Raw genomic sequence first — 13,298 nt, forward strand, 5'->3', positions numbered from 1 at the left:
CGTCCTAGTAAATTCGAGGGTATGGACGCTGACGCCATCGAGGAGGGCCGCCGACGCTGGCAGGCCCGGTACGACGCCTCACGCAAGCGCGAGGCCGATTTCACGACGCTCTCCGGCGATCCCGTGGAGCCGGTGTACGGGCCCCGGCCCTCAGACACGTACGAGGGTTTCGAGCGGATCGGCTGGCCCGGTGAGTACCCCTTCACCCGCGGCCTGTACCCGACCGGTTACCGGGGGCGGACCTGGACCATCCGCCAGTTCGCCGGTTTCGGCAACGCCGAACAGACGAACGAGCGCTACAAGATGATCCTGGACGCCGGCGGCGGAGGCCTGAGCGTCGCCTTCGACATGCCGACCCTCATGGGCCGCGACTCCGACGACCCGCGTTCGCTCGGCGAGGTCGGGCACTGCGGCGTCGCGATCGACTCGGCCGCGGACATGGAGGTCCTGTTCAAGGACATCCCTCTCGGTGACGTCACCACCTCGATGACGATCAGCGGGCCGGCGGTCCCCGTCTTCTGCATGTACCTCGTCGCCGCCGAGCGACAGGGCGTGGACCCCTCCGTGCTCAACGGCACCCTCCAGACCGACATCTTCAAGGAGTACATCGCCCAGAAGGAGTGGCTCTTCCAGCCCGAACCGCACCTGCGCCTCATCGGCGATCTGATGGAGTACTGCGCGTCCCGCATCCCCGCCTACAAGCCACTGTCGGTCTCCGGCTACCACATCCGGGAGGCGGGCGCCACGGCCGCGCAGGAGCTGGCGTACACGCTCGCCGACGGGTTCGGGTACGTGGAGCTGGGGCTCAGCCGCGGGCTCGATGTGAACGTGTTCGCGCCGGGCCTGTCCTTCTTCTTCGACGCGCACGTCGACTTCTTCGAGGAGATCGCCAAGTTCCGCGCGGCACGGCGCATCTGGGCACGCTGGATGCGGGACGTGTACGGGGCGACGAGCGAGAAGGCGCAGTGGCTGCGCTTCCACACCCAGACGGCCGGGGTCTCGCTGACCGCGCAGCAGCCGTACAACAACGTGGTGCGTACGGCGGTGGAGGCGCTGGCGGCGGTGCTCGGCGGCACCAACTCGCTGCACACCAACGCCCTGGACGAGACGCTGGCGCTGCCGTCGGAGCAGGCGGCGGAGATCGCGCTGCGGACCCAGCAGGTGCTGATGGAGGAGACCGGGGTCGCCAACGTGGCCGATCCGCTGGGCGGTTCGTGGTACGTCGAGCAGCTGACGGACCGGATCGAGGCGGACGCGGAGAAGATCTTCGAGCAGATCAAGGAGCGGGGCCTCAGGGCCCACCCCGACGGGCAGCACCCGATCGGCCCGATGACGTCCGGGATCCTGCGGGGCATCGAGGACGGGTGGTTCACCGGGGAGATCGCGGAGTCCGCGTTCCGGTACCAGAAGGCGCTGGAGAAGGGCGACAAGAAGGTGGTGGGCGTGAACGTCCACACCGGGTCGGTCACCGGAGACCTGGAGATCCTGCGGGTCAGCCACGAGGTGGAGCGGGAGCAGGTGCGCGTGCTGGGCGCCCGGCGGGCGGCGCGGGACGAGGCGGCGGTTCGCTCCGCTCTGGAGGGGATGCTGGCCGCGGCGCGCGACGGCTCCAACATGATCGAGCCGATGCTGGACGCCGTACGCGCGGAGGCGACGCTCGGCGAGATCTGCGGGACGCTGCGGGACGAGTGGGGGGTGTACACGGAGCCTGCCGGGTTCTAGCCCGGGCAGGCGACGTCTGCCCGTCAAGGAGCGGCGTCCGGTGCGTGCTCCGGGGGTCGGGGGGACCCCCGGACGGGCTGTTCGCGGCCAGCCCCAGCAACAGGACCCGGGTGAAGCTCCGCACCCACTCCTCGTCCGCCGGGCGGGCGCTCACCAGGGTGCGGTGGACCACCGCGCCCGCCACCATGTCGAAGATCAGGTCGGCCGTGCGGGCCGACTCGCCCGGGTCGGTCTCGGGTGGCAGTTCGCCGCGGGCCGTCGCGCGGACGCGGCCCGCCAGAACCAGGCGTTTCTGGCGGTCGACGATGGAGGCGCGGATGCGTTCGCGCAGGGCGTCGTCCCGGGTGGACTCCGCCACCACCGCCATCAGGCCGCTCTTGGCCTCCGGGCGGTCCAGGATCGCCGCGAACTGCAGTACGACGCCTTCGACGTCCGCCGCCAGGCTGCCCCGGTCCGGCAGCTCGAGCTCGTCGAAGAGTTCGGCCACCGCGTCGACCACGAGCTCGTTCTTGCCCGCCCAGCGGCGGTAGAGGGTCGTCTTGGCGACCCCCGCCCGTGTCGCCACGTCTCCCAGCGTGAGCTTCGACCAGCCCAGCTCCACCAGCGCCTCGCGTGTCGCCTCCAGGATCGCGGCGTCCGCGGCGGCGCTGCGCGGGCGCCCCGGGCGGACGGCGGACGGGCTGCTCTCCATGGCAATGACGATATCCGGCCCCGTGGACGGCGATATCCGTCCGTCCTGCGAAGTCGTGAGGGAGATCACCGGCGGACTGGTCACAGCCACCTCCGGAGACAGTTACGCTACGACTCGTAGCGAAAGCGTGCGCGCGCACCGCGTGTGCCGTGTTCGCGAGCGACGACCACGGGCGCCGGGTGGGGACCCGGCCACGGAGCAGGACCCGCCGGGGGCGGTAGCGGGCACGGCTTTGACCACGCTTTTCACAGCGGCGTACGGAAGGGGGAGGATGTACTCATGCAGCCACGGAACATGTCCATGAGCGGAGTCGTCGACCTCGCCGCGGTGAAGGCAGCCCAGGAGGCGAAGGCGAAGGCGGAGCAGGCGCGCGCCGAAGCGGCGCGGCAGGGCGGGGGAGGGGCGGTCTCCCCGGCCGACCTCGTCATCGACGTCGACGAGGCGGGGTTCGAGCGCGACGTCCTGCAGCGGTCCACCGAGGTGCCCGTCGTCATCGACTTCTGGGCCGAGTGGTGCCAGCCATGCAAGCAGCTGAGCCCGGTCCTGGAGCGGCTGGCCGTCGAGTACAACGGCCGGTTCGTGCTCGCCAAGATCGACGTCGACGCCAACCAGATGCTGATGCAGCAGTTCGGCATCCAGGGGATCCCGGCCGTCTTCGCCGTCGTCGCAGGGCAGGCACTGCCCCTCTTCCAGGGCGCCGCCCCCGAACAGCAGATCCGCGCGACCCTCGACCAGCTCGTCCAGGTCGCCGAGCAGCGCTTCGGCCTGACCGGTCTGACCGTCGACCCCGACGCCGAGCCGGGCGGCGCCCAGCAGGCCCCTCAGACCCCGGCGGGCCCTTACGACGCGGCTCTGGAAGCGGCCGTGGAGGCCCTGGACGCGGGCGACTTGGGCGGTGCGATCCAGGCGTACAAGAACGTGCTGAGCGACGACCCGGGCAACACCGAGGCCAAACTGGGCCTCGCCCAGGCCGAGTTGCTGCAGCGGGTGCAGGGGGCCGACCCGCAGCAGGTGCGCAAGGAGGCCGCGGAGAAGCCCGGCGACGTGGCGGCACAGATCGCCGCCGCCGACCTGGATCTGGTGGGCGGCCACGTCGAGGACGCGTTCGGGCGGCTCATCGAGACGGTGCGGCGCACGGCGGGGGACGACCGGGACGCCGCACGGCTGCGGCTGCTGGAACTCTTCGAGGTGGTGGGCGCCGACGACCCGCGTGTGACGGCCGCGCGGAGGGCGCTCGCGAGGGCTTTGTTCTGACCAGTCGCTAAACACCCGGGGTTGTGATGCCCGGGTGAAAGATTTGCCGACAGAGGTTGACGGCGGTCGCGCTTTACCAAATCTTGGTAATCGCGGCCGCTGTTACTGCGAGTAAGACTGGCCGGTTGTTCTGTCGGGTTCTGTCCGCTCTTCAACCGTTTCGCCATCTGCCCTTGTGCCACGAAGAGTTGCCGGGTGATGCCGGGCGGTCGTCGGGCGGTTATCCGGCCGTTACTAGTGAGTAACGAACCCCCTTGCGGGGGCGGCGAGAATGCACCACGATCGGCCACGCTCGGTCCATCGCCGTACCCGACGCCCAGCCGGGGCAACGGATTTCGTGGGTCCCCACCGAGCAGGAGCCGGCGGCAGTGGCGTCGGCTCCTGGACAGGGGGGTCTCCGCCGCGGCGGAGCCTGTCCGGAGGTTGTGCGTGATGCGTGTCAGGCGCGACCAGTGGTTGTCGCTCGGGGGTGATCGCCGGTGATTGGGGCGCATATCGCGCCTCCGAGCGCGGGCGCTCTCCTTCCCGAGGACGTAGCACTTCTCCCATCCCTGCCCGGCCGAGCCGCCGACCGGCGGCGAGCCGGGATCAGGAGATGTACGTCCGAGAAGGAGGAAATATGGAGTCCCAGGTGCGTGGCGGGACCAGATGGAAGCGGTTCGCTGTGGTCATGGTGCCCAGCGTGGCCGCGACAGCAGCAATAGGTGTCGCCCTCGCGCAGGGCGCTCTCGCCGCGTCGTTCAGCGTGTCGGGGCAGGATTTCAAGGTGACCGCGGGCCAGTTGGTCGGCACCGGCTTCACCCAGTACGGCGCGCTCGACACCGGCAAGGGCCTCGACGGCAAGGACCAGGCGCACCCGGTGGCGGTCTCGGCGTTCAACCACGCCACCATCACCAAGATGTGCCAGTCCGTGGTCACGCCGATCCCGTTCCTGAACAAGAACGTCACCTTCAAGCTGACCGCGGGTGACAAGGGCAAGGACGTCGAGGCGGAACAGCTCTTCATCGACGTCGCCGATCTCGACTCGACTCAGGCCGAGTTCAGCAACATCGACATCGGCGTCGCGGCCGGGAGCGTCACCAAGGGCCCGAAGCCCAAGGCCGACGAGATCCAGCAGCAGAAGACGAGCCCCTACGGGTTCGCCCAGCAGGCCGACAAGGCCGTGCTGACCGATGTGAAGCAGACGGCGTGGGCGACCACCGCCGGCACCTTCAAGCTCGCCAACCTGCACATGGGACTGCAGTGGGGCAGCGGCGCGGGAATCGAGTGCTACTAGGCACTCGGTGACGGGCGAGGGAGCCACCGGTCTCCCCGCCCGTCGTCTCTCGCCCCATCCCCCGACCCACCCCCACCGCAGCACCTCCCCTCACCACAGCAACACCGCTCCAGGGAGCTATTCGATGAACGCCGAGTCGCCCGCGCAGAACGAGCACTATCTCCGCGTCTTCCGGCGGCGCTTCCGTGACTGGCGGGGCGCCCGTCCGTTCTGGGCCGGACTGTTCGTCCTGTTCGGCGGCTTCCCGATCATGTACTTCCCGTACGCGCACATAAAGATCGGTGCGCTCACGGTGGCGATGGCGACCACCGCGGGAGCCGGGTCCCTGATCATCGGCGTGCTCCTGGTCGTCCTGGGCCTGACGCTGTGGTTCCAGCAGCACGTACGGGTCTTCGCGGGCGTCGCGGCGATCCTGCTGGCGCTGGTGTCCATCCCGGTGTCCAACTTCGGCGGCTTCGTCGTCGGGTTCCTGTTCGCGCTCATCGGCGGGGCGATGGCCGTGTCGTGGGCACCGGGCACGCCGCCCGAGCCGCAGGCGGCGCAGGAGGCGGGCACGGGCGAGGGCGGCGCCCCCGGGGCCGTGGACGGTGCGGGGCTGCCGAACGATCTGTCTGGAACGAGCCCGGCCAACGGGGCGAACGGGAGGCACAGTGCCGGCTGACGAGGTGACTCACGGGGCTGACGCGGACGCGTCCCGTGTGAGAACCGGGCCGCGCCACGCGGCCCCCAGGAAGCCGTTGTTCACCAGGTTCCACATGCCGGCCGGAAAGGCGATAGCCCTGGCGGCGATGCCGACTGCGGTCCTGATGGGGATGGGGCTCACGCCGACGCTCGCCCGCGCCGCCGACCACACGCCGTCGTCCAAGAGCCTGACGGTCGACGAGTACCAGAAGTGCGTGGAGGCCCTGGACGACTCCAAGGACGCCTCGTCCTCGCCGTCGCCATCCGCTTCGGCGAGTCCCTCGAAGTCCGCCGACACGCCGCAGCCGACGTCCTCGGCGTCCCCGGAGGCGCATTCGGGGAAGGCGTCGGGCACCACGCCGGGCAAGACCTCTTCGTCGGATTCAGGTTCCGACGACAAGGCCGGGCCCACGCCGTCGAAGAGCACGTCGGGCACCTCCTCGGGCAGCGGTGCGTCGACGCCCGGCCCGTCGGCCTCCCCGAGCGGCGGAAACCTGCTGGAGACGATCGGCGACGCCATCACGGGCGTCCTCACCGGCGGCTCCGGATCAGGTTCCGGCTCGTCCGCGGCCCCCTCCGCCACGCCGTCCCCCTCGGCCTCGGCGCCCGCCACGAAGGGCACCGACGCGCCGAAGGACCTGTCCGACACCGTCAAGGACACGACGGGGAAGGTCACGGGCACCGTCAAGGACACCGCGAAGGGCGCGACGGACACGGCGACGAAGGCGGCCTCCGAGGCGACCAAGGCGGCGGGTGACACCGTCAAGGCGGCCGAGTCCGCGGCCGCGAGCCCGTCCCCGAGCTCCAGCACGTCCGCGGAGGACTGCCCGGCGGCGACCGACGACGAGGGCGGCGTCGAGAAGATCTTGTCCCTGCCCGACAAGCCGTGGCACCTGCAAGCCAGCTCGCTGCTGCTCAAGGGCGCCGACTACCAGGGCGTCGTCAAGGTGCGCACCGCGAACGGCACCGTCAAGAGGGTCCTGAAGTACGTCATCTCCGACGGCACCGAGATCGGCGACCTGCACCAGCTGGTCGACGGCCCCAACGGCGTGACGTACCACGTCCAGGGCGCCAAGGGATCGAAGTCCACCATCACCGGCGGCAAGACGGTGATGTACACGGAGAGCATCTCCGGCAACCTGCTCGGTCTGATCCCCGTCACGTTCAGCCCGGACAGCCCGCCGCCGCTGAACATCCCGCTGATCTACTTCACCAACGTGAAGGTGACCCAGGCCGGCCAGTTCGGTGGAACGCTGACCATCCCGGGTATGCGTCAGTACATCACCGGCGCGAACTGAGCGCCCCTGAAGACCCGTTCGGGAGCCGCACACAGAGGGCGCCCCTCGCCGTACGGCAGGGGGCGCCCTCGCGTGTGTCAGTTGCGTCCGCCCTCGCCCAGGTGGTGGACGCGGACCATGTTCGTGGTGCCGGGGACGCCGGGCGGGGAGCCGGCGGTGATCACCACGATGTCGCCCTCGTTGAACCGGTTGAGCTTGACCATCTCCTGGTCGACCAGCTCCACCATCGCGTCGGTGCTGTTCACGAACGGCACGATGTGCGACTCCACGCCCCAGCTCAGCGACAGCTGGTTGCGGGTGGACTCGTCCGTGGTGAACGCCAGGATCGGCTGGGCCGCGCGGTAGCGGGACAGCCGGCGTGCGGTGTCACCGGACTGGGTGAAGGCCACCAGTCCCTTGCCGCCGAGGAAGTCCGCGATCTCGGCTGCGGCGCGCGCCACCGAACCGCCCTGCGTGCGCGGCTTCTTGCCCGGGACGAGCGGCTGAAGGCCCTTGGAGAGCAGCTCCTCCTCGGCCGCCTGGACGATCTTCGACATCGTCTTGACCGTCTCGATCGGGTACGCGCCCACGCTGGACTCGGCGGAGAGCATGACCGCGTCGGCGCCGTCCAGGATGGCGTTGGCGACGTCGGAGGCCTCGGCGCGGGTCGGGCGGGAGTTGGTGATCATCGACTCCATCATCTGGGTGGCCACGATCACCGGCTTGGCGTTGCGACGGCACAGCTCGATGAGTCGCTTCTGCACCATCGGGACCTTCTCGAGCGGGTACTCGACGGCCAGGTCGCCGCGGGCGACCATCACGCCGTCGAACGCCATCACGACGTCCTCCATGTTCGCCACCGCCTGCGGCTTCTCCACCTTGGCGATGACCGGGACGCGGCGGCCCTCCTCGTCCATGACGCGGTGGACGTCCTTGACGTCGTTGGCGTCCCGCACGAAGGACAGCGCGACCATGTCGCAGCCCATGCGCAGCGCGAACCGCAGGTCCTCGACGTCCTTCTCGGACAGCGCCGGCACGTTCACCGCGGCGCCGGGCAGGTTGATGCCCTTGTGGTCGGAGATGACGCCGCCCTCGATGACGATCGTCCTGACCCGGGGACCCTCGACGTCCAGGACCTTCAGCTCGACGTTGCCGTCGTTGATCAGGATCTGGTCGCCCTTGGAGACGTCCCCCGGCAGGCCCTTGTACGTCGTGCCGCAGATCGACTTGTCACCCGGCACGTCCTCGGTGGTGATGGTGAACTCGTCACCGCGCACCAGCTCGACCGGACCCTCGGCGAAGGTCTCCAGGCGGATCTTCGGGCCCTGGAGGTCGGCGAGGACGCCGATGGCCTTGCCGGTCTCGGCGGACGCGGCACGGACCCGGACGTACCGGCCCTCGTGCTCTTCGTGCGTGCCATGGCTGAAGTTGAAGCGGGCCACATTCATGCCGGCTTCGATCAGCGAGACGAGCATCTCGTGGGAGTCGACCGCGGGGCCGAGAGTACAGACGATTTTCGAACGGCGCATGGGGGCGATCCTATCGGTTTGTTTCGCTACGGAATATTCCGTCTGGCGGAAAATACAAATGGGCGGGTTCGCGCTCAGGCGAGAGCCGTCGAATTCCTTCACTCGCCCTTTCCGGTGCCCTTGCCGACCAGTGCGTAGGTCTGCGTGGCGATCTCCAGTTCCTCGTCGGTCGGCACCACCGCGACCGCCACCCGCGCCGACGCGGGCGAGATCAGCCGCGGCTGGTCGCCGCGCACGGCGTTGAGGTCGCCGTCCACCGCCAGGCCCAGCTCCTCCAGGCCCGCGACGGCGGCCTCGCGCACCGCGGCGGCGTTCTCGCCCACACCGGCCGTGAAGGCGATCGCGTCCACCCGGCCGAGTACCGCGTAATAGGCGCCGATGTACTTCCTCAGTCGATGGATGTAGATGTCGAAGGCGAGCCGCGCCTCCTCGTCGCCCTCGTCGATCCGCCGGCCGATCTCCCGCATGTCGTTGTCGCCGCACAGACCGAACAGACCGCTCCTCTTGTTGAGAAGAGTGTCGATCTCCTCCATGGACATTCCGCCAACACGCTGCAAATGGAAGATGACGGCCGGGTCCAGGTCACCGGAGCGTGTCCCCATCACCAGACCCTCGAGGGGGGTGAGCCCCATGGAGGTGTCCACGCACGTGCCGCCCCTGACCGCCGAGGCGGACGCCCCGTTGCCCAGGTGCAGCACGATGACGTTGACGTCCTCGGGCTCCTTGCCCAGCAGCTTCGCGGTCGCCCGGGACACATACGCGTGCGAGGTCCCGTGGAACCCGTAGCGCCGGATCCGGTACCGGTCCGCGATCTTGGGATCGATCGCGTAGCGCGCGGCGGACTCCGGCATCGTCGTGTGGAACGCCGTGTCGAAGACGGCGACCTGCGGCAGGTCCGGGCGCAGCGCCATGGCCGTGCGGATGCCGGTGAGGTTGGCCGGGTTGTGCAGCGGCGCGACCGGGATCAGCCGCTCGATCTCGGTGAGCACGGCGTCGTCGATGACGGTGGGCTCGGTGAAGAACATGCCGCCGTGCACCACGCGGTGGCCGATGGCGGCCAGCTCCGGCGAGTCGACGCCCAGCCCGTCCCTGCCCAGCTCCTCGGCGACCGCCTTCAGGGCTGCCTCGTGGTCGGCGATCGGACCGTTCTGCTCCCGGGTGTCGCCCGTGGTGAGCGCCGTGTGCTTGATCCGCGAGGTCTGCTCGCCGATGCGCTCGACGAGGCCCACGGCCAGCCTGCTGCCGTCACGCATGTCCAGCAGCTGGTACTTCACGGAGGAGGAGCCGGAGTTCAGGACGAGGACACGGGTCGGGCTCACGGGGCGGTTGCCTTCTGCTCGGGGATCTGGGCCTGGATCGCCGTGATGGCGACGGTGTTGACGATGTCGGAGACGAGGGCGCCCCGGGACAGGTCGTTGACGGGCTTGCGCAGGCCCTGCAGGACGGGGCCGACGGCGATCGCGCCGGCCGAGCGCTGCACGGCCTTGTAGGTGTTGTTGCCGGTGTTCAGGTCCGGGAAGATCAGCACCGACGCCTGCCCGGCGACCTCCGAGCCCGGCAGCTTGGTGGCGGCGACGCTGGGCTCGACGGCGGCGTCGTACTGGATCGGACCCTCGATCTTCAGATCGCCGCGGCGCTGCCGCACCAGCTCGGTGGCCTCGCGGACCTTGTCGACGTCGGCGCCGAAGCCGGAGCTTCCGGTGGAGTACGACAGCATCGCGATCCGCGGCTCCACCCCGAACTGCTCGGCGGTGGCGGCCGACTGGATGGCGATGTCGGCGAGCTGCTCGGCGTTCGGGTCCGGGTTCACGGCGCAGTCGCCGTAGACGAGGACCTTGTCGGCGAGGCACATGAAGAAGACCGAGCTGACGATCTTCGCGTCCGGCTTGGTCTTGATGATCTCGAAGGCGGGCCGGATGGTGGCGGCCGTGGAGTGCACGGACCCGGACACCATGCCGTCGGCGAGCCCCTCCTGGACCATCAGGGTGCCGAAGTAGTTCACGTCGGAGACGACGTCGTACGCCAGCTCGACCGTGACCCCCTTGTGGGCGCGCAGCGCCGCGTACTTCTCGGCGAAGGCGTCGCGCAGCTGAGAGGTGGCCGGGTCGATCAGCTGGGAGTCGCCGAGGTCGACGCCGAGGTCGGCGGCCTTCTTGCGGATCTGGTCGACGGGCCCGAGCAGCGTGAGGTCGCACACCCCGCGGCGCAGCAGCACCTCCGCGGCGTGCAGCACCCGCTCCTCGGTACCCTCCGGGAGCACCACCCGGCGCTTGTCGGCGCGGGCCTGCTCCAGCAGCTTGTGCTCGAACATCATCGGCGTGAGCCGGTCGCTGCTCGGCGCGGACACACGCTTGTTCAGATCCGCGGTGTCGACGTACCGCTCGAAGAGCCCGAGCGCCCGCTCCGCCTTGCGCGGGGTGGCCGCGTTCAGCTTCCCCTCCATGGAGAAGAGCTGCTCGGCGGTGGGGAAGCTGGTGCCGGACACCGACAGCACGGGAGTGCCCGGGGCGAGGCGCTCGGCCAGGGCGAGGACCTCGTCGCGGGGCACCTCGTTCAGCGTGAGCAGCACACCCGCGATCGGCGGGGTCCCGGCGCTGTGCGCGGCCAGCGAGCCCACGACGAGGTCGGCGCGGTCGCCCGGGGTGACCACCAGGCAGCCGGGGGTCAGGGCGGCGAGGAAGTTCGGCAGCATGGCACCGCCGAAGACGAAGTCGAGGGCGTCGCGCGCGAGGCCCGAGTCGTCGCCGAGCAGCACCTTGGCGCCGAGCGCGTGCGCGATCTGGGCCACGGTCGGCGCCGAGAGGGCGGAGTCGTCGGGGAGTACGTAACAGGGCACGGGCAGCCGGGAGCCGAGCCCCTCGGCGATCTCGTCGCGGTCCTCGCGGGCCACCCGGTTGACGACCATGGCGAGAACGTCGCAGCCCAGCCCCTCGTAGGCGCGGTAGGCGTTCGCCGTCTCGGCGCGCACCGACTCCGCGGTCTGCCGGCGCCCGCCCACGACCGGGATCACCGACGCCCCGAACTCGTTGGCGAGGCGGGCGTTCAGGGACAGCTCGTCCGGGAGCTGGGTGTCGGCGAAGTCGGTGCCGAGGACGAGGACGAACTCGTAGTCGCGGGCCACCGCGTGGAACCGGTCGACCAGCGTGGACACCAGCTCGTCCGTGCCGCGCTCGGCCTGGAGCGCGGACGCCTCCTGGTAGCCCATGCCGTACACCGTCGCCGGGTCCTGGGACAGCCGGTACCGGGCGCGCAGCAGCTCGAAGAGGCGGTCGGGGCCGTCGTGGACGAGCGGACGGAAGACGCCGACCCGGTCGACCTGCCGGGTCAGGAGCTCCATGACTCCCAGCTCGACGACCTGGCGGCCGTCGCCGCGGTCGATCCCGGTCACGTACACGCAGCGCGTCACGCGTGCTCTCCGTTTCGTCTCTCGAGGGGGTGGTCTTGACCGAATCCGAATGCTTTTGTGGAGTTCTGCGGAGGCTGAAAATCCTCCACGTGGGTGAGCAGAACCCTCTTGACAATACCCCTGGGCGCGGATAAGGCGCCCATCAGGTACCAGGGATCAAGGCCGGATATGCGCGATCGGCACCGGCCTGTGAGCCGTGAAACAATCGGACTGGCTCACCGGTATCGACAGCGAGCAGGAGACACAGCACGATGCGCATCGGAGTACTCACCGCAGGCGGCGACTGCCCGGGCCTGAACGCAGTGATCCGGTCGGTCGTGCACCGAGCGGTAGCGCAGTACGGCGACGAGGTCATCGGGTTCGAGGACGGCTACCGGGGCCTTCTGGACGGTCATTACCGCACCCTCGACCTCGACGCCGTGAGCGGCATCCTGGCCCGGGGCGGCACCATCCTCGGCTCCTCCCGGCTGGAGCGCGACCGTCTGCGCGAAGCCTGCGACAACGCCTCGGACATGATCCGCGACTTCGGCATCGACGCCCTGATCCCGATCGGCGGGGAGGGCACCCTGACCGCGGCGCGCATGCTCTCGGACGCGGGCCTGCCGGTCGTCGGCGTCCCCAAGACGATCGACAACGACATCTCCTCCACGGACCGCACCTTCGGCTTCGACACCGCGGTCACCGTGGCCGCCGAGGCGATGGACCGCCTGAAGACGACGGCCGAGTCCCACCAGCGTGTGATGGTCGTGGAGGTCATGGGCCGCCACGCCGGCTGGATCGCGCTGGAGTCGGGCATGGCGGCCGGCGCCCACGGCATCTGCCTCCCCGAGCGCCCCTTCGACCCGGCCGACCTGGTCAAGATGGTCGAGGAGCGCTTCGCCCGCGGCAAGAAGTTCGCGGTGGTCTGCGTCGCCGAGGGCGCGCACCCCGCCGAGGGCACGATGGACTACGGCAAGGGCGAGATCGACCAGTACGGCCACGAGCGCTTCCAGGGCATCGGCACGGCCCTCGCGTACGAACTGGAGCGGCGGCTCGGCAAGGAGGCCAAGCCGGTCATCCTCGGCCACGTCCAGCGCGGTGGCGTACCGACCGCCTACGACCGGGTGCTCGCCACCCGCTTCGGCTGGCACGCGGTCGAGGCGGCGCACCGCGGCGAGTTCGGCAGGATGACGGCGCTGCGCGGCACCGACGTGGTGATGGTGCCGCTGGCGGAGGCGGTGACCGAGCTGAAGACGGTGCCGAAGGACCGGATGGACGAGGCGGAGTCGGTGTTCTAGGACGCCGGGCTGCGTCCCGCCTTCACCGCCGCCCGGGGGCCGTGGGCGCGGGCGGCGGTGGCTCTGCGCAGCGGCGATGGTGCTGTTGTGCCGCCGGACGGTGGTGGTTCGCGCTGCCCAGGCGGTGGTCTTGTGCTGCCGGGCGATCGTGGTTCGCGCTGCCCAGGCGGTGGTCTTGTGCTGCC

The 13,298-nt window shown here is 70.0% G+C and carries 9 protein-coding genes and 1 pseudogene; 6 read left to right on the top strand and 4 right to left on the bottom strand.

Annotated features, from left to right (window positions below):
- Positions 1–21: 21 nt before the first annotated feature.
- Positions 22–1,722 (top strand): methylmalonyl-CoA mutase, encoded by a 1,701-nt coding sequence (locus C3488_RS08150; RefSeq protein WP_103838640.1) that lies wholly within the window; start codon positions 22–24, stop codon positions 1,720–1,722.
- Between the two features lie 64 nt (positions 1,723–1,786).
- Here the strand turns inward: C3488_RS08150 and C3488_RS08155 are convergent.
- Positions 1,787–2,413: pseudogene (locus C3488_RS08155) on the bottom strand (TetR/AcrR family transcriptional regulator); the annotation flags it as partial.
- 279 nt (positions 2,414–2,692) lie between these two features.
- On the opposite strand from C3488_RS08155, the gene C3488_RS08160 reads away from it, so the two are divergent.
- The 4 genes from C3488_RS08160 (at position 2,693) to C3488_RS08180 (ending at position 6,922) form a co-directional block, all read left to right on the top strand.
- The gene (locus C3488_RS08160) at positions 2,693–3,667 is read left to right on the top strand and encodes a tetratricopeptide repeat protein (protein ID WP_103838641.1); all 975 of its coding nucleotides are present in this window, start codon (positions 2,693–2,695) and stop codon (positions 3,665–3,667) included.
- A gap of 619 nt (positions 3,668–4,286) precedes the next feature.
- Entirely contained in the window at positions 4,287–4,943 is a 657-nt protein-coding gene (locus C3488_RS08170) for a DUF6230 family protein (protein ID WP_103838642.1), read from the top strand.
- A gap of 124 nt (positions 4,944–5,067) precedes the next feature.
- The gene (locus tag C3488_RS08175; RefSeq protein WP_103838643.1) at positions 5,068–5,604 is read left to right on the top strand and encodes a DUF6114 domain-containing protein; all 537 of its coding nucleotides are present in this window, start codon (positions 5,068–5,070) and stop codon (positions 5,602–5,604) included.
- Complete coding sequence (locus C3488_RS08180) at positions 5,594–6,922, top strand: hypothetical protein (protein WP_103838644.1); 1,329 nt, start codon at positions 5,594–5,596, stop codon at positions 6,920–6,922. Before C3488_RS08175 ends, C3488_RS08180 begins: the two co-directional genes overlap by 11 nt.
- A 77-nt stretch (positions 6,923–6,999) precedes the next feature.
- Here the strand turns inward: C3488_RS08180 and pyk are convergent, their stop codons facing one another.
- The 3 genes from pyk to pta form a co-directional block, all read right to left on the bottom strand.
- Positions 7,000–8,430 (bottom strand): pyruvate kinase, encoded by a 1,431-nt coding sequence (pyk, locus tag C3488_RS08185; RefSeq protein ID WP_103838645.1) that lies wholly within the window; start codon positions 8,428–8,430, stop codon positions 7,000–7,002.
- A gap of 98 nt (positions 8,431–8,528) precedes the next feature.
- A complete protein-coding gene (locus C3488_RS08190; RefSeq protein ID WP_103838646.1) occupies positions 8,529–9,749 on the bottom strand; it encodes an acetate kinase in 1,221 nt (406 codons plus the stop codon).
- Entirely contained in the window at positions 9,746–11,836 is a 2,091-nt protein-coding gene (pta, locus tag C3488_RS08195) for a phosphate acetyltransferase (RefSeq protein ID WP_103838647.1), read from the bottom strand. Before pta ends, C3488_RS08190 begins: the two co-directional genes overlap by 4 nt.
- Positions 11,837–12,087: 251 nt before the next feature.
- Here pta and C3488_RS08200 point away from each other — a divergent pair, with 251 nt between their 5' ends.
- Positions 12,088–13,113, top strand: coding sequence for an ATP-dependent 6-phosphofructokinase (locus C3488_RS08200; RefSeq protein ID WP_103838648.1), 1,026 nt, complete (start codon positions 12,088–12,090; stop codon positions 13,111–13,113).
- Positions 13,114–13,298 lie beyond the last annotated feature (185 nt).

It is taken from the genome of Streptomyces sp. Ru72 (genome assembly GCF_002920635.1).
Lineage (GTDB): Bacteria > Actinomycetota > Actinomycetes > Streptomycetales > Streptomycetaceae > Streptomyces.

Excerpts from the sequence above, each read along its gene's own strand:
- C3488_RS08150 (WP_103838640.1), top strand. The coding sequence starts at position 22 with ATGGACGCTGACGCCATCGAGGAGGGCCGCCGACGCTGGCAGGCCCGG.
- C3488_RS08160 (WP_103838641.1), top strand. The coding sequence starts at position 2,693 with ATGCAGCCACGGAACATGTCCATGAGCGGAGTCGTCGACCTCGCCGCG.
- C3488_RS08170 (WP_103838642.1), top strand. The coding sequence starts at position 4,287 with ATGGAGTCCCAGGTGCGTGGCGGGACCAGATGGAAGCGGTTCGCTGTG.
- C3488_RS08175 (WP_103838643.1), top strand. The coding sequence starts at position 5,068 with ATGAACGCCGAGTCGCCCGCGCAGAACGAGCACTATCTCCGCGTCTTC.
- pyk (WP_103838645.1), bottom strand. The coding sequence starts at position 8,430 with ATGCGCCGTTCGAAAATCGTCTGTACTCTCGGCCCCGCGGTCGACTCC.
- C3488_RS08200 (WP_103838648.1), top strand. The coding sequence starts at position 12,088 with ATGCGCATCGGAGTACTCACCGCAGGCGGCGACTGCCCGGGCCTGAAC.